General features: G+C 74.4%; 17 protein-coding genes and 2 tRNA genes. 10 read left to right on the top strand and 9 right to left on the bottom strand.

Features of this window, described 5'->3' with window-relative positions:
* Positions 1–1065: tyrosine-type recombinase/integrase (locus ACXVGS_RS06780; protein ID WP_458536766.1), on the top strand; the 1065-nt coding region annotated here is incomplete at its 5' end.
* 17 nt (positions 1066–1082) lie between these two features.
* On the opposite strand, the gene ACXVGS_RS06775 is transcribed toward ACXVGS_RS06780, so the two are convergent.
* A tRNA-Arg gene (locus tag ACXVGS_RS06775) sits at positions 1083–1156 on the bottom strand.
* A 321-nt stretch (positions 1157–1477) separates the two neighbouring features.
* Here ACXVGS_RS06775 and ACXVGS_RS06770 point away from each other — a divergent pair.
* Positions 1478–2089: a hypothetical protein gene (locus ACXVGS_RS06770; RefSeq protein WP_458527524.1), complete on the top strand. Its 612-nt coding sequence runs from the start codon at positions 1478–1480 to the stop codon at positions 2087–2089.
* 4 nt (positions 2090–2093) lie between these two features.
* Here ACXVGS_RS06770 and ACXVGS_RS06765 read toward each other — a convergent pair whose 3' ends face one another.
* Positions 2094–3206 carry a PrsW family intramembrane metalloprotease gene (locus ACXVGS_RS06765; protein WP_458527523.1) on the bottom strand — a complete coding sequence of 371 codons (1113 nt, stop codon included), beginning with the start codon at positions 3204–3206 and terminating at the stop codon, positions 2094–2096.
* Positions 3207–3247: 41 nt separating this feature from the next.
* Here ACXVGS_RS06765 and orn point away from each other — a divergent pair, with 41 nt between their 5' ends.
* Complete coding sequence (gene orn / locus ACXVGS_RS06760) at positions 3248–3877, top strand: oligoribonuclease (RefSeq protein WP_458536765.1); 630 nt, start codon at positions 3248–3250, stop codon at positions 3875–3877.
* Between the two features lie 122 nt (positions 3878–3999).
* Positions 4000–4075: transfer RNA gene (locus tag ACXVGS_RS06755), tRNA-His, on the top strand.
* Between the two features lie 87 nt (positions 4076–4162).
* Here the strand turns inward: ACXVGS_RS06755 and ACXVGS_RS06750 are convergent.
* Positions 4163–4567 (bottom strand): YjbQ family protein, encoded by a 405-nt coding sequence (locus tag ACXVGS_RS06750; RefSeq protein WP_458527521.1) that lies wholly within the window; start codon positions 4565–4567, stop codon positions 4163–4165.
* Positions 4568–4622: 55 nt separating this feature from the next.
* The gene (locus tag ACXVGS_RS06745; protein ID WP_458527520.1) at positions 4623–4772 is read right to left on the bottom strand and encodes a hypothetical protein; all 150 of its coding nucleotides are present in this window, start codon (positions 4770–4772) and stop codon (positions 4623–4625) included.
* Between the two features lie 220 nt (positions 4773–4992).
* Between ACXVGS_RS06745 and ACXVGS_RS06740 the strand changes: the two genes are divergently transcribed.
* The 5 genes from ACXVGS_RS06740 to ACXVGS_RS06720 all read left to right on the top strand — a co-directional run bounded on the left by ACXVGS_RS06740 (position 4993) and on the right by ACXVGS_RS06720 (position 8641).
* On the top strand, positions 4993–5496 hold the full coding sequence (locus ACXVGS_RS06740) for a fluoride efflux transporter FluC (RefSeq protein WP_458527519.1): 504 nt from the start codon (positions 4993–4995) through the stop codon (positions 5494–5496).
* A complete protein-coding gene (locus tag ACXVGS_RS06735; RefSeq protein WP_458527518.1) occupies positions 5493–5864 on the top strand; it encodes a DUF190 domain-containing protein in 372 nt (123 codons plus the stop codon). The genes ACXVGS_RS06740 and ACXVGS_RS06735 overlap by 4 nt, the downstream gene beginning before the upstream one ends.
* Positions 5861–6232: a fluoride efflux transporter FluC gene (locus ACXVGS_RS06730; RefSeq protein WP_458527517.1), complete on the top strand. Its 372-nt coding sequence runs from the start codon at positions 5861–5863 to the stop codon at positions 6230–6232. The genes ACXVGS_RS06735 and ACXVGS_RS06730 overlap by 4 nt, the downstream gene beginning before the upstream one ends.
* Positions 6229–7476, top strand: a complete 1248-nt coding sequence (locus ACXVGS_RS06725; RefSeq protein ID WP_458527516.1) for an MFS transporter — start codon at positions 6229–6231, stop codon at positions 7474–7476. The genes ACXVGS_RS06730 and ACXVGS_RS06725 overlap by 4 nt, the downstream gene beginning before the upstream one ends.
* 136 nt (positions 7477–7612) lie before the next feature.
* Positions 7613–8641: a GNAT family N-acetyltransferase gene (locus tag ACXVGS_RS06720; protein WP_458535429.1), complete on the top strand. Its 1029-nt coding sequence runs from the start codon at positions 7613–7615 to the stop codon at positions 8639–8641.
* A gap of 36 nt (positions 8642–8677) precedes the next feature.
* Here ACXVGS_RS06720 and ACXVGS_RS06715 read toward each other — a convergent pair whose 3' ends face one another.
* Positions 8678–9346, bottom strand: coding sequence for a DUF4232 domain-containing protein (locus tag ACXVGS_RS06715; protein WP_458527514.1), 669 nt, complete (start codon positions 9344–9346; stop codon positions 8678–8680).
* 75 nt (positions 9347–9421) lie between these two features.
* Between ACXVGS_RS06715 and ACXVGS_RS06710 the strand changes: the two genes are divergently transcribed.
* Positions 9422–11062, top strand: coding sequence for a GH25 family lysozyme (locus tag ACXVGS_RS06710; protein ID WP_458532907.1), 1641 nt, complete (start codon positions 9422–9424; stop codon positions 11060–11062).
* 38 nt (positions 11063–11100) lie between these two features.
* Here the strand turns inward: ACXVGS_RS06710 and ACXVGS_RS06705 are convergent, their stop codons facing one another.
* The 4 genes from ACXVGS_RS06705 to ACXVGS_RS06690 are packed head-to-tail and all read right to left on the bottom strand — an operon-like array spanning position 11101 to position 14946.
* Complete coding sequence (locus tag ACXVGS_RS06705; protein ID WP_458527512.1) at positions 11101–12039, bottom strand: hypothetical protein; 939 nt, start codon at positions 12037–12039, stop codon at positions 11101–11103.
* Positions 12036–13664 carry a GMC family oxidoreductase N-terminal domain-containing protein gene (locus tag ACXVGS_RS06700; protein ID WP_458527511.1) on the bottom strand — a complete coding sequence of 543 codons (1629 nt, stop codon included), beginning with the start codon at positions 13662–13664 and terminating at the stop codon, positions 12036–12038. The genes ACXVGS_RS06705 and ACXVGS_RS06700 overlap by 4 nt, the downstream gene beginning before the upstream one ends.
* Positions 13661–14341, bottom strand: coding sequence for a DUF5987 family protein (locus ACXVGS_RS06695; RefSeq protein ID WP_458532904.1), 681 nt, complete (start codon positions 14339–14341; stop codon positions 13661–13663). The genes ACXVGS_RS06700 and ACXVGS_RS06695 overlap by 4 nt, the downstream gene beginning before the upstream one ends.
* Positions 14338–14946, bottom strand: coding sequence for a hypothetical protein (locus ACXVGS_RS06690; RefSeq protein ID WP_458536764.1), 609 nt, complete (start codon positions 14944–14946; stop codon positions 14338–14340). The genes ACXVGS_RS06695 and ACXVGS_RS06690 overlap by 4 nt, the downstream gene beginning before the upstream one ends.
* Positions 14947–15122 lie beyond the last annotated feature (176 nt).

Genomic DNA, 15122 nt, shown 5'->3' with positions numbered 1-15122 from the left:
AAGCACTTCCGCCGGAAGGTCGACGCCGAGCGCTGGCTGGCCGGTGTCTCGGTGGCCCAGGCGCGCGGTGAGTGGGTGGACCCTCGGGCAAGCCGGATCACGGTCGAGCAGTGGGCCCCGCACTGGCTGGAGGGACAGGTGCACGTGCGGCCCGGCACGCGGTTGGGCTACGCCTACATCATCAAGAACCGGGTCGTGCCGACGTGGGGCCGGGTGCAGCTGCGCCACATCGAGCACGGCGACGTGGTGACTTGGGTTGCACGGATGAGCGAGACGGGTCTGTCCCCCGCGACCCTCCGGCACACGTTCCGGGTGTTCTCGCTGATGCTGGACCTAGCGGTGAAGGACAACCGGCTGGCCCGCAACCCGGCTAAGGGCGTACGTCTCCCCCGTGCCGAACCGGCCGAGAAGCGATTCCTGTCCCACCGCCAGGTGCACGATCTGGCCCGGGAGTGCGGCGAGCCCTACGACCTCGTCATCCTCGTCCTGGCCTACACCGGCCTTCGATGGGGCGAGATGTCCGGGCTGCGCGTCGGGGACGTCGACCTCGGCCGGCGCCGGATCGCGGTCAACCGGGCCGTCACCGAGGTGTCCGGTCGGATCGTGGTGGCGACGCCGAAGAACTACCAGCGTCGTTCGGTGCCGCTGCCGGAGGTGGTCATGGACCGGATGCACGGCCTTGTGGCCCGGCGTGACCGGGAGGACCCGCTGTTCACCAGCCCGCAGGGTGGCGTGCTGCGCAACGGCAACTTCCGGCGAAACGTGTTCGACGCGGCAGCCAGTCGCGCCGGGCTGGCGGGGCTGACGCCGCACGAGCTGCGACACACGGCCGCAAGTCTCGCCGTGTCCGCCGGAGCGAGCGTCATGACCGTCCAGCGGATGCTCGGGCACTCCTCGGCGGCCATGACGCTGGATGTCTACTCGGGCCTGTTCGACGACGAGCTCAGCGACGTCGCCGAGCGCCTGAGCAGGGCCGCCGCGACCGCCTCTGCGGACTTTTTGCGGACCAACCGGGGTCTGAGCCTCGTTGAGGGCGACCCCGCCGGATCGGGACTGGGTGCCTGACCTGCGGAAATACGCGGTGCCCCCGGCAGGACTCGAACCTGCGACCTAGAGATTAGAAGGCTCTTGCTCTATCCAGCTGAGCTACGAGGGCTCGTCGCGGGTGCCCGAGGCGCCGCGAACGCCTGAAGTGTAGGCGAGCACACGGCATACCCGGGGGCAGTCCGGCAGACAGCCGGGCCGACGCGCTGCCCCGGTAGGGGCAGGGCCGGCACCCCCAGCGCGAATCCCGTTGCGGCAGCTCACGTTGCGGGCACCAACCACCGCGGTATGCCGCCCGCTTCCCTCCGCGCGCCGCCTTCCCGCAGGTCCCCCGCTTGGCAGGCAGTGGGTGAGGTGGCCTCATCCACGCGTCCAGCGGCGAATCCGTCAGAAAGCGGGTTCGCGGGCGACCCTTGCACGGTTCACTGAAGGGGTGCAGCAGACCAGCCAGGCCCCGCCGATGCGCTACTTCGACCCGCGCCTCGTCGGCACGCTCGAGTGCGAGACGTGGGTCAGCTACTACCGCCACGAGTGGTGGGCCTTCCTCAAGGCCGCGGTGCGGGTGGTGCGGCACGCCTTCGGGCTCAGCCGCACCCGCACCGCCCTCGGTGCATGGTGGGTGCTGCGGGCCAACCAGGTGTGGGCACCGTTCCCCGACAACGACCCCGAGGCGGCGCGCCAGTTCATGCGGAAGTTCTACGCGCTGGTGGCCCGGACCCACCGCGAGAACTTCGACGTCACCGAGGCGGCCCGGCTCGAGGTCGACTGGTGGCGGATCCACCGGGGCGTGCAGCGCGGCGAGAAGCCGCCCACGCCGGAGGCCGTCGAGGAGCTCGTCCAGGCGCTGCAACGGCTCTACGCCCACACCTACCGAGTCGACCCCGCCGAGGTCCGCCTCGCCGCCGAGCAGCGCGCCGAGGCGATGCGGCTCTCCGACGAGTGGGTCCGCGACGGCCACCACCGCGGCAGCCCCCTGGTCGCGCAGGAGCGGGCCGCGCTGGTCCGCTCGTATGCCGCCCTGCTGGCGGCGGTGCACACCGCCTGATGGGTCAGGTCAGAACGGTTCCGGCGAACTCGCGGCGGCGGGCCGCGAGGTCGCGCAGCAGGGCCTCCTCGCGGGCCGGTGCCTCCGGCCCACCAGCGCCGCGTGCAACGCGCATCCCCAGCACGGCCAGCTCGCTGGCCACGTCCTGGAACGCGGTCATCGCCGCCAGCGAGCGCCGCCCGCCGGTCATCCGCGCCCACACCCGGGCCCGGCGCCGGTCGGGCATCGAGGCGAGCATGCGCACCTCGGGGTAGGTCAGCCACCCGGCCTCGGCGTACGGCGCCAGGTGCACGCCGATGAGCCGGCCCTCCCGCCGGCGCGCCCACAGCGCCACCCCGATGAACGCGGCGAACAGGGGCACCTGGAGGAAGACGTAGGCCACGAGGAAGCCCTGGATCCCCGCGACAGTGGTCAGGTTCCAGGTGGCGTGCAGCGTCACCGCGGCCAGCCAGCCGAGAAGCGGGGCCAGCACCCGCGTGCTGGTGCGCCGGGTCGTCGCCGCGACGCCCAGGCCGATGCCGGTGCAGATCGTGAAGACGGGGTGGGCGAACGGGCCCATCACCCCGCGCAGGAGGAAGACCGTCGCCAGGCCGGCGCCACCGGTGTCGTGGAAGGCGCGGGCGAGGTAGAAGATGTTCTCCGCGAAGGCGAACCCGGCAGCGGACAGCCCGGCATACACCATGCCGTCGACGATGCCGTCGAACTCCTGGCGTCGCAGCCGCCAGATGAGCAGCACGACCAAGCCCTTGAGGGTCTCCTCGACCACCGGGGCGACGACGACCGCGCCGAGGGTGAGCGGGTCCTGTCCTGCGTTGCGCAGCACCACCATCGTGGACGTGTTGAGCACCAGGGCCCCCGCGCTGGCCACAAGCGCGCCCCACAGGAACGTCAGCACGAGCAGCCGGGTCGGCTCGGCCTCGAACCGGTCGAGCCACAGGAACGCCGGGACGACCACGCCCAGGGGCAGCACGGCGAGCAGGACGCCGAGCAGCGAGGCCCCCACGCCGGCGCTGACGCCGGCCGCCTCCCCCAGCACCAGCGCACACACCCCGAAGCCCACGATCATGACGGCGCCCTGGACCCAGCGGCGGATCACCGACCGCGTTCCCCACGTCATGACGCGCAGGCTAGTGCAGCCTCCCCCTTAGGGTGTCCTGCGTGACAACGAACGGTAACGACCGCGCGACCAACGACCGCATCGTGTGGATCGACTGCGAGATGACCGGCCTGAGCCTGGAGCACGACGCCCTCATCGAGGTCGCCGCCCTGGTCACCGACTTCGAGCTCAACCAGCTCGGCGACGGGGTCGACCTGGTCATCAAGCCGCCGGCCGCGGCGCTGGAGCAGATGGACGACTTCGTCCGCGACATGCACACCACCAGCGGCCTGCTCGAGGAGCTCGACGGCGGGATCAGCCTGGAGGACGCACAGAACCAGGTGCTCGCCTACGTGCGCGAGTGGGTGCCGGAGCCGCGCAAGGCGCCGCTCGGCGGCAACACCGTCGGCACCGACCGCAACTTCCTCGCCCGGGACATGCCCGAGCTCGAGGCGCACCTGCACTACCGGATCATCGACGTCTCCTCGATCAAGGAGCTCTCGCGCCGGTGGTACCCCCGGGTCTACTTCAACTCCCCCAAGAAGTCCGGCGGCCACCGGGCCCTGGCCGACATCCGCGAGTCGATCGCCGAGCTGCGCTACTACCGCGAGGCGGTCTTCGTGGAGCAGCCCGGCCCGGACTCGGACGCGGCGAAGGAGATGGCAGCCCGCCACGAGATCCCGGGCTCCTGACCTGCGCCGACACGCCACGCCTGGCGGGCTCACCGGGGGGTGGTCAGAACAGCCCGCCGGACCTAGTACGATAGGCGCCGCTGAACACGCGACCGCCACACTTGCGGCGGTCGTTCGGCATGGTGGGTGTAGCTCAGCTGGTAGAGCGCTGCGTTGTGGTCGCAGATGTCGCGGGTTCAAGTCCCGTCACTCACCCCACTGAGATCGGGCCCCGGCACCGCGCACGCGGAGCCGGGGCCCGACTGCTTCCCCGGCGCCACCCGTCACAGGGCGTGGTGCGCCGGCTCAGCCCGGCAGGAAGCTCAGGCGCACCTGCCGTTCCTGGTTGTCCACGTTGAGGTCGACGAGGCAGATGCTCTGCCAGGTGCCCAGCGCCAGCCGCCCTCCCAGGACCGGCACCGTGGCGTAGGGCGGGACGAGGGCGGGCAGGACGTGGGAGCGCCCGTGCCCGGGGCTGCCGTGGCGGTGGCGCCACCGGTCGTCGGCCGGCAGCAGCTCGCGCAACGTGGCGAGCAGGTCCTCGTCGCTGCCGACGCCCACCTCAAGGATCGCGAGGCCCGCCGTGGCGTGCGGGACGAACACGTGGAGCAGTCCGTCGCCGAGGTCCGCGGCGAAGCGGGTGCAGTCGTCGGTGAGGTCGAGGACGACGTCGTCCCGCCCGGTGCGGTAGGTCCTGGTCTCGGTGCGCATGCCCCCATGCTGCCGCCGGCGGTCCACCGACCCGGCGGCAGCCCTGCACCCCGCGTCACGGCACGGTCAGTGTCACCTTGTTGCACAGCTGGCCGCTGCCGACCGCGTTGACCTGGTAGACGTGCGTGCCGCTGGGTGGCCAGCTGTCGGTGTACGACGTCGGCCCGCCCGGGCTGGCCGTGAGGGTCACCAGCCCCGTGCTCACCAGTACGCCGCAGACGTGTGCCCCACCCCTCGTCCTTCGTGCGTAACCGCCTCATCCGCCCCTACGCCTTCGGCAGGACGCTCGCTACACTCGGCGCAACGTCACCGGCGGTGGGGCTCGCCGGACCCGAACCGTCGCCGGTCCGCCGGAGGCCAACAGTCCCTACCTGCACACCGTGGTGCTCGCGCACCCATCCCCGTCCAGGTAGGAGGATCGTCCCGTGCCATCCCGTCCCCGGCTGTCCGCCCGCGAACCGGTCGACCCCGACGTCGACGAGCGCCCGGCCCGTCCACCGCGCCGTTCCTCCTCCCGACCGGGTCACCTGCGCGACGAGGCCACCCTGGTGGGCACGATCGCCGTCGGCGGCTCGCTGGGCGCCCTCGCCCGGTTCCTCGCAGGGCGTGCCTGGGGCACGGGCGGCGCGGCCTTCCCGTGGACGACGCTGACCATCAACGTCCTCGGGTGCGCCCTGATCGGGGTGCTCATGGTGCTGGTCACCGATGTGTGGACCGGTCGGCGCCTGCTGCGGCCGTTCGTCGGCACGGGTGTCCTCGGCGGCTTCACCACCTTCTCGACCTACGCGGTCGACATCCAGCGGCTCGCCACCGGCGGCCGCGCGCTCATCGCCCTGGCCTACCTGGTCGTCACCGCCGTCGCCGCCCTGGCCGCGGTGTGGGTGGCCGCGGTCGGCACCCGGGCGCTCGTCGAGAGGAGGGCCCGATGAGGCTCCACGGACCGGCCCTGCGATTGACGGTCATGGTCGGCGAGTCCGACCGGTGGCACCACAAGCCGCTCTACACCGAGGTCGTCCACCGGGCGCACCGTGCCGGCCTGGCCGGTGCCACGGTGCTGCGCGGCATCGAGGGCTTCGGCGGGTCCAGCCGGATCCACACCACGCGGCTGCTCAGCCTCAGCGAGGACCTGCCCGTGGTGGTCGTCATCGTCGACACCGCGGACCGGGTCCGGGCGTTCCTGCCCGAGCTCGAGGAGCTGGTCGACGAGGGCCTGGTCACCCTCGAGGCGTGCGAGGTCGTGCGGTATGCCGGGCGCGAGCCGGAGCAGCGCCCCGCACCGGAGGAGGAGCACCGGTGACGGTGCTCCTGGTCGTCGCCGGCGCGGCGGTCGGTGCCCCACTGCGCTTCCTCACCGACCGGTGGGTGCAGGGCCGGCACGACAGCGTCTTCCCGTGGGGGACCTTCGCGGTCAACGTCGTCGGGTGCCTGGTGATGGGCGCCGTGAGCGGTGCGGTGGGGGCCGGTGCCCCGGTGGCCCTGCGCACCGGCCTGGGCACCGGCTTCTGCGGTGCCCTCACCACCTACTCCACGTTCTCCTACGAGACCCTGCGGCTGGCCGAGGACGACGCCCGGCTCCTCGCCGCCGCCAACGTCGTCGGGAGCATCGTCATCGGCGTCGCCGCCGCCTTCCTGGGGGTGTGGCTGGGCAGGACGATGTGGACGTGACCGGGGCCGGCCGCGACGACGAGGGCGCCTGGCTCAACCGGGGGGTCGCCGGCGTCGGCGCCGCCTCGTTCTTCAGCGACGCGGGCCACGAGCTGGCCACCAGCGTGCTGCCGACCTTCCTCACCTCGACCCTGCACGCCGGCCCTGCGGCCCTCGGCGCGGTCGAAGGCGTCTCGGACGCGCTCATCGGCCTGAGCAAGCTGGCCGGCGGCCCGCTCGCGGCCGACCCGCGGCGGCGCGGCCGCCTGGCCTCGGGCGGCTACCTCGGGACCGCCATCGCGACCGCGGCGATCGGGGTGACCACGGCCGTCTGGCAGGTCGGGCTGCTCCGCGCGGTGGCGTGGGTCTCCCGGGGCATCCGGTCGCCGGCACGGGACATGCTGCTGACCTCGCTGGTCCCCCCGGCCGCCTACGGCCGGGCGTTCGGGGTGGAGCGGGCAGGGGACAACGCCGGCGCGGTCGTCGGCCCGCTGCTCGCGGCGGTCCTGGTGGCCGTGCTCGGCTTGCGCCACGCCATCCTGCTGGCGTTCGTCCCGGGCGTGCTGGCGGCGGCCTGCATCACGGTGGCGGCGCGGGCCGCACGCCGGTCGGTTCTCCCGGCGGAGGGGCGCCGCCGGCTGTCGTTCAACCTCGCCGAGCTCCGGCGGCAGGGCCTGGCCCGCGTGCTCGTCCCGGCGACACTGTTCGAGTTCGGCCACCTCGCGGCGACCCTGCTGATCCTGCGGGCCACCGACCTGCTGCACGGCCCGGCCGCCGGTGGGCGCAGCCTCACGGCCGCGACCAGCCTGGTGATCCTGCTCTACGCCGCACACAACGCGATGGCGGCCGTGGCCTCGGTCGTCGGCGGGCACCTCATCGACCGGCGCGGCGCACGGTGGGTCTTCGCCGCCGGCGGGGCTCTCTACGTCCTGGCCTACCTGGCCTTCGCCCGGGAGCAGCACGGCGTCCTGCTGCTCGCTGCGGGCTTCCTGCTCGCCGGCACCGGCATCGGCCTGGCGGAGACCGCCGAGTCCGTCCTGGTGGCGCGCGCCCTCCCCGAGTCCTTGCGCAGCAACGGGTTCGGCGTGCTCGGGCTGGTCCAGTCGCTGGGTGACCTCGGCGCCACCGCCGTCGCGGGCGCCTTGTGGGCACTGGTTTCGCCGCAGGTGGCGTTCCTCTACGCCACCACGTGGATGGCAGGGTCGCTGCTCGCGGCACTGACGGTGCGGGCCCGCCCCGCGGCCACCGCAGCCCGCCAGGCCTGACCGGCCCGCGAGGCGGCAGCCCCGGACAGCCCGCGCGCACGACCCGCGCCGCACGCCCCGCCCCCGCCCCCGCCCAGGGCCGTCCCCGGGACAGGCTGCGGTCAGGGCGCGGCACCTGTGCGGGACAATGGTCGCCATGGACGCCGCCCCAGCCCTTCCCGAGGACTGGACGTCCTCCACCCCCGACGCCTCGGACGTCACCGACCTGCTCGACCTGCTGCGCCGCCACGAGCGCACCGCGCGCGGCTGGCCGTCGGCCTCGCGCGCGGCCGTGGAGACCGACGTCTGCGGTCGCGGCGCCGCGACCCGGCGCCACCTGCTGCTCCGCGACGGCTCGGGCGCGGCCAGGGGGTGGGCCACCGTGCACGACCGGGCCGCAGCCCGCGTCGTCATCGCCGTGGTCGTCGACCCGGACCTGGACGCCGCCCGGGCGGACGACGTCGCGGCATACCTGTTCGAGTGGGCGCGCGAGCAGGCAGCCGACCTCGGCCGGGAGCGAGGCGTCGAGGTGACCCAGATGGACAGCGGCGCCTTCGCCGACGACCCGCGCCAGCAGCTGTGGCTGACCGGACGCGGCTTCCTGCGGATGCGCTCGTGGTGGCAGATGAGCCGGCCGGTGACCCCCGAGGAGGGCAACGAGGACGCGTTCCCGCCGCCGGGCGAGGGCGTGACCGTGCGCCTCGTGGCCCGCGAGGGCGACGCCATGCCCGAGGAGGAGGACCTGCGCACGGTCCACGACATCCTCGAGACCTCGTTCACCGACCACTTCAACTCCCACCAGGAGTCCTTCGACGAGTTCGTGGCCCGGCTGCGCGAGGACCCGGGGCACCGTTGGGACCACTGGTGGATCGCCGAGCTCGAGCGGGACGGCATGACGCCGCTCCCGGTCGGCGCCCTCGTCGGGTCGGTCTCCCCCGGCACGGGCGGCGAGCCGGACGGCAGCTACGTGGAGTACCTCGGGGTGCTGGCTGCCGCGCGGGGCCGTGGCGTGGCCCGCTCATTGCTGCACGCCGTCATCGCCGATGCGGCGCGCCGCGGGCGTGACCGCGTCGGCCTCGAGGTCGACGCGGACAGCCCGACCGGGGCCACCGCGCTCTACGAGGCGGTCGGGTTCGCCACGACGTACGTCACCCAGTCCTGGCACCGCGACCTGCCGGTGGACTGAGGCGCCCCTGCCGCGCGGGTTCGCGGCGTCGCCGGCTCAGCCGACGGTGCCCTGGTCTCCGGCCACGAGCGGCGACACGGCGAGGTGGCCGCCGTCGCAGGGGTCGGCGGCGGTCTGGACCGGGACCGGGTGGCTGTCCCCCGGCGCGGTGACGGCCAGCGACTGGGCCGCGGGGCAGGCCGTCTGCCCGCCCGCGGGCACGTGGCTGAAGCCGAGGTCGAAGGAGGCCACCTCACCGGGGGCGAGCACCACCGTGGACGGCGTCCTGGCGGGGAAGGCCAGGTCGCCGTCGTGTGTCGCGCGCACGGGCAGGGCCGACCCGTCCTCGGCCACGAGGCCCACCGTGGGGAAGCCGTCGAGGGTGCACTCCACTCCCCCGATGTTGCGCAGTGCCACCACGAGGTGCATGTGGCCGGCCGCGCCGTCCGAGCTCGCGAGGCGACCGGCGAGTGCCTGCCCGCGACACGGCATACCGACGGTGGATGCCGCGGTGGTGGCGGCCGCCGGGGCCGGCGACGCGCTCGCACGGGACGCGCTGCCCGTGCCGGATCCGGACGTCGACGTGGCCGCTGACTGCGGCACGGACGTGGACGTCGTGGGCGCTGCCGCGTGGGTCGCGACCGAGTCCGGGCCACAGCCGGCGAGCGCAGTCACAGCGGCCAGGGCGAGCAGCGCGCGGACAGCGACGATGCGGTGGGTTGTCAAGAGACCTCCTCCATTCGGGCCAACTCTGCCCTGAACGCCCACGCCGACGGGCGACTTTGGCCTAATCTCCGCACCATGCGTCACTTCCGTCACACGCTCAGCCCCCGGGCGCGCCGTGCCCGCCGGGCGCTGACCGGCGCGGTGGCGCTGCTCGTCCTGGCCGCCGGGCCGGCCGGTGCCTCCGTCTACGGACCCGACGTGTCGAGCTACCAGCACGTCACCGGCTACACCCTCGACTGGGGCCAGGCGCACGCCGCCGGCGGCGCGGCGTTCGCCTTCGTCAAGGCGACCGAGGGGCCGAACCCGACCAAGCCGTACACGAACCCGTACTTCGCGAACGACTTCACCGCCCTCTCCAACCTCGGCATGATGCGCGGGGCCTACCATTTCGCCCGGCCCTCGGGCGGCACGAACGCCCAGATCATCGCGTCGGCCACTGCACAGGCGACGTACTTCGCGACCGCGGTCGGCCCGCTCAACCACCGCGGCGACCTGCCCCCGGTCCTCGACCTGGAGGCGAGCGGCGGCCTCAAGCCGGCCCAGCTCGCCCTGTGGACCCAGACGTGGCTCGACCAGGTGCAGCAGCGCACCGGGCGGCGGCCGATGATCTACGCCGGGCCGTACTTCTGGTCCACCTCCATGGCGGGGTCGAAGGCCTTCGCCGGCTATCCGCTGTGGGCCGCCAGCTACTCCGCCGCCCAGCCCGCGCCCTTCGGCGGGTGGACCACGTGGACGTTCTGGCAGTACACCAGCCAGGCGACGCTGCCGGGCTTCAGCGCTCCGCTGGACATGAGCCTGTTCAACGGCAGCCCCGCCCAGCTCGCGGCGCTGGCCAACGGCGCAGCGGTGCCGTCCGCGCCCCTCCCCGCACCCAGCCGCTTCCCGCTGCTCACGCCGACCGCCCTCAAGACGACCCTCGTGGCCCACTACGGCACGCCGCTCGGGCTCGGCGTCGCGAAGCAGCCGGTGGCCGCGGTCCAGGCGGTGCAGCAGGTCCTCAAGGTCGACAACGACGGGGACTTCGGCCCGCACACCCGGGCCGCGCTGGTCGCGTGGCAGACCGCCCAGCGGGTGCCCGGCACGGGCGTGGTCGACCTCGCGACGTGGAAGGCGCTCCTCGTCTCGGTCGGCGCGCCCATCCCGGCGCCCAAGCCCGTGCCGGCTCCGACGCCCACACCTAAGCCGACGCCCCAGCCCACCCCCAGACCCACACCGAAGCCCGTGCCCGTCCCGGCACCCAAGCCCGCTCCCAAGCCCGCTCCCAAGCCGGCACCCAAGCCGGCGCCGAACGTCAGCCCGCTGCTCCCGTGGGTGCACTCGGTGCTGAGGGTGGGCTCCCGCGGCCCGGCCGTTGCGGCGGTGCAGAAGGTGGTCCACGCCAAGGCCGACGGCGACTTCGGCCCGGCGACCGGAACCGCCCTGGTGGCCTGGAAGAAGGCCCACCACCTGCCGGCCACCGCCGTCGTCGACGCCGTCACCTGGTCGGCCCTGGTCAGGGCCACCACGCCGTCCCCGCTGCACCCCTTCATCGGCACCGTCCTGCGGGTCGGGTCCCGCGGGCCGGCCGTCGCCGCCCTGCAGAAGGCCCTGCGGCTCAACGCCGACGGCGCCTTCGGCCCGCTCACCCGAGCGGCAGTCATCGCCGCGCAGCGCGCCCACCACCTGCCGGCCACCGGCGTTGTCGACGCCCGGACCTGGCTGGCGCTCGGCGCCTGAGCGACCCGCTCAGGCGCTGAGCGAACCGCTCGGCACCGTCACGACCGGGCCTGCCGGTGGCCGAGCTCCGCATGGACCCGCCGGTCCAGGTGCCAGTGCTGCTCCACCGACCAGCGGCCGGACCACCGCTCCACCAGCACGTCCGCCGTGGCGCGCTCGCTGTTGGTGCACACCGGCCCCACGCCGGAGGGGTCGTCGTACTGCACCGTCACCGACTCCGCCGGGTCCTGCTCGACGGCCACCCGCACCCGACGACGGCCGAGCGTCCCGGACACCGACCAGTGCGGGAGGCGCAGGTCGGCGGTCAGCAGCGGCGCGGCCAGCAGCGGGTGCCGCGGCCAGGTGCGCCCGCCCACGCGCAGCTGCAGCAGCGGCAGCGCCTTCATGGAGCGCAGGACCGGGTGGGTGGACACCGCTGCCACCACCTCGAGCACGTCCCGTCCCCCGAGGTCGGCGTGCAGCCACCCCCAGCGGCTCGCGTTGCCGTGGCCGTAGACCCGGGCGACCGCGCCGGGAGCCTGCGCGATGGTGACCTCCCGCCCGGCCACGCGGACGCTGCCCGAGAACCGGGCCGTGGGGGCCGGCACGACCTGCGCCGCGGGCAGCAGCTCGCGCTCCCACGCCCAGCGGGGGAAGGTGAACAATGGCGGCCCGGGGTCCTCCACCTGCAGGTCCCACTCCAGCCCCCCCGCGTTGCCAGCGAGCCGCCCCGGCGCGGCGGATGCGCCCGGCAGCCCGACGAGCCGGCCGCCGGAGGTGTCGTTATGTGGCGCCGGGCCGAACCTGGCGAGCACCGGCGGTCCCCCGGCCGGGAAGGCCGCGGCCCACCCGTGCCAGCGCACCGACCCGTCGCGGCCGGCGACCATCTCGTGGTGCAGCCACAGGCCCAGGCCGCTCGCCGGGTCGGTGAGCGTGGCGTACCAGACCTCGAGGCGCCTGGGCTGGCCCCGCCACCGGGCGGCATACAGGTCGGTCACGGGCGCAACAGGGGCAGCACCGCCCGCCGCCCGGCCGTCTCCCCGCCCGGAGCCGGCGCGCCGTAACGCACCGCCGCCCCCGCCTCGGCCGCGCTGGCCACGATGGCCGGGGCGGCCCGCTCGGCGAGCGCGGCGATGGTCAGTGAGGGGTTGACGCACAAGGAGGTCGGCACCGCGGACCCGTCCGTGACGAACAGGCCGGGGTGGCCGCGCAGCTCGTGGTTGCTGCCCAGCGCCGAGCTCGCGGGGTCGTCACCGAGCCGGCACGAGCCGAGCGGGTGTGCGGACAGGGCGCCGGCGTCGGAGGTCCAGGGCTGCCACTGCGCGAGCCCGTCCTTCTCGACGACGGCGCGGACCTCCGCGTCGGCAGCGGCCCAGCCCCGCCGGGTCCGCGCGGTCGGCCGGTAGGTCAGCTGCCCCTTGGCCAGGGAGGACGCCACCCGGGTGAAGCTGCCGGTCGGTGGCGGCGGCCCGAACGTGCCCTCGTTGTCGTCCTCGGTCATCGCCAGCAGGGTCAGCCACGAGCGCCAGCGGTCGGTCATCCTCGTCTTGGCCACGCCGTACCAGCTCGGGTCACCGCCGGTCTGGCCGAGGATGTTGGTGATCGTCGGGAAGTAGATCTGCTGCAGCGAGAAGCGGTCGAACTCCGGTGCGCCGGCATCCAGGCCGTCGAAGGACATCGAGCCGATCGGCTTGCCGATGTGCAGGGCGTCGTAGGCCACGCCCGGCGCCCGCTCCAGGCCGAGCAGGTCGCGCACCCGGTCCTCGTCCATCACGGCGACGCTGACCCGGTCGCCGTTGCCACTGAAGTAGCGGCCAACCGCCGAGGGCACCCCGCCCAGCAGCGCGGCCGAGCGCTGCAGGACCACCGGCGTGCCCAGGGCGCCCGCGGCCAGCACCACCACGCGCGCCTCGATCGTCCCTGCGCCGGCGGGCACCCGGGGGTCCGCCGGGTCGACCGCGGTCCAGGCCACCCGGTAGCGGTAGCCGGGCGTGGTCGCCGGGGCGATGGTCTGCACCTCGTGCAGCGGGCGCACGTCGGCCCCGTGGGCCTCGGCGGCGGGAAGGTAGTTGAGCAGCATCGAGCGCTTGGCCCCGAACCGGCAGCCGTTGAGCATCCAGTTGCAGTTGGTGCACCGGGCCAGGTCGACCGCCACGGGCACCGGGTTGCAGGTGCGCCCGGCCCGGTGGCACGCCGCCGCGAACAGCCCGCCGGCATACGGCACGTCGTCCCAGTCCTGCTGGGCGACCGGCAGCGTCTCCTCGACCCGGTCGTACCACGGGTCCAGCGCCGACCGGGTCAGCTCACGCGGCCACTGCCGTACGCCGGTGGCGCGGGTCCGCTCGAAGACGAACCCGGGCGCGCGCAGCGAGGCCGCGAAGTACACCACGCTCGAGCCCCCGACGCAGTTGCCGGCGACGACGGTCATCCCGTCGCCCTGGACCAGGTCGACGAACCGGGTGTAGGTCCCCAGGCGCAGGTCGTGGGTGAACTCCTCGGTGGCCATCCGCGGGCCACGTTCGAGCACGACGACGTCGGCGCCGCCGGCCGCGAGGTGGTAGGCGGGAATGGCACCCCCGAAGCCGCTGCCGATGACGACGACGTCGCATCGCTCGACGGTCACGCCGGGCTGCCGCTCGCCGTGGTGGCCGGGTGGCTGTCGGCGAGCCGCCGCGCGTAGGAGAACGCGGGGAAGCGGTAGAGCCCGTCGGGGTCGGGCGCGGGGAAGCGCAGGCGGGACAGGCCCGGGTGGTGGCTGGCCACCGCCTCCTGCGTGTGCTCGAAGCCCGCGGTGTGGAAGGCGATGAACGTCATCAACGCCAACAGGATCCAGACTTGCTGGTCGGCATGGGAGGGGTCGAGCAGGCTCGCGACCAGCCCGGTGCGGGCCTCGAAGGGCAGGGCCACCATCGGCGGGACGGTGGGGTCGGGCACGATCGCGTGCGCGGCCGCCCACGCGGTGGCCTCCGCGTTCAGCAGGGTCGACAGCTCGGGCAGCAGCAGCTCCATCCCGGCCTCGGGCATCGTCAGCAGCGCCAGCGCGCCGGCCTGGACGGCTCCGGGGCCGGGGGCAGCGCCGGCCACCACCCGGTCGCCGAGGCTGCGCTTCTCCCCCGGGATGAGCGTGTCGGCGAACGCGCCCAGGGTCGGGGCCACACCCGGCGGCAGCAGCGCCACCCCGGTGGGCACGAGGTCGCCCAGCCCGGCCGCCCGGGCAGCCGGAGCCGCCCCGGCCTCGAGCAGGGTGATCGCGGCGACCATCCCCTGGAGCAGCTGGCGGCGGCTCAGCCGGGGGCTCACGACGCGACCCGCGGGTACGCGAGGGTGGCCGGCGGCGGCGTCAGGGCCAGTCCCCCGCCACTAGGCCCACCGGCATACCGCAGGAGCTGGTCGGCGAGCGCGGCCGAGACGGGGCGCACGGCCTCGGCCGCGGTGGCGATCCCGACCGGCTGGCCGTCGACGGCGAGGTTGCGCAGCCGCGCGCCGGCGGTGCCCTGGGTGCGGTCGAACCAGTACGAGCCGTCCCACGTCACCACGGCCGTGTCGGCCCGGTCGACCTGCACGCTCCAGTGGTCGACCTGCCAGTACCGGCAGGCCTGCCCCGCGACGGCGAACCGCGAGGGCTCGGCGAGCAGGAACCGGGCGGCGCCGCCGTTGTCGACGGTGATGTCGCGCTTGGCGTACTCCACGCACAGCGGGTCCCGGCCGGCGACGCCCAGCGGCGGCTGCTCCCCCTCGCCGTAGCGCAGGAACCGGCACTGCGAGGCGAACGGCGGCGCGGCGTACGGCCCGACGAGGCCGACCGGTGCGGGTGTCGGGTCCGGCGACGGCAGTGCCGAGGCGGGGGCGGTCGCACACCCGAGGGCGCTCAGGGTCAGGGACAGGAGCAGCAGGGTCCGGCGCATGCCCGGAAAACGAGTCGGTGTGACGAGGGTTACGCGCCGGTAACCACGGCGACCACATCGTGGACGACCCGCCGATCCCCCTGTGGCACAGGCGGGTTCGCCTTACATGAGGGGGTCTGGGCCAGCTGACCCCGCCGTGCCCACCACCGCCCGGACGACCGGCTGCGCCCCCAGGC

The sequence above is a fragment of the Oryzihumus sp. genome (genome assembly GCF_054325275.1).
This window is presented reverse-complemented; position numbering and strand designations above follow the sequence as displayed.

Coding starts and splice junctions, on each gene's coding strand:
- ACXVGS_RS06710 (WP_458532907.1), top strand. CDS start 9,422: ATGCGTCACTTCCGTCACACGCTCAGCCCCCGGGCGCGCCGTGCCCGC.
- ACXVGS_RS06690 (WP_458536764.1), bottom strand. CDS start 14,946: ATGCGCCGGACCCTGCTGCTCCTGTCCCTGACCCTGAGCGCCCTCGGG.
- ACXVGS_RS06765 (WP_458527523.1), bottom strand. CDS start 3,206: ATGACGTGGGGAACGCGGTCGGTGATCCGCCGCTGGGTCCAGGGCGCC.
- ACXVGS_RS06750 (WP_458527521.1), bottom strand. CDS start 4,567: ATGCGCACCGAGACCAGGACCTACCGCACCGGGCGGGACGACGTCGTC.
- ACXVGS_RS06735 (WP_458527518.1), top strand. CDS start 5,493: ATGAGGCTCCACGGACCGGCCCTGCGATTGACGGTCATGGTCGGCGAG.
- ACXVGS_RS06720 (WP_458535429.1), top strand. CDS start 7,613: ATGGACGCCGCCCCAGCCCTTCCCGAGGACTGGACGTCCTCCACCCCC.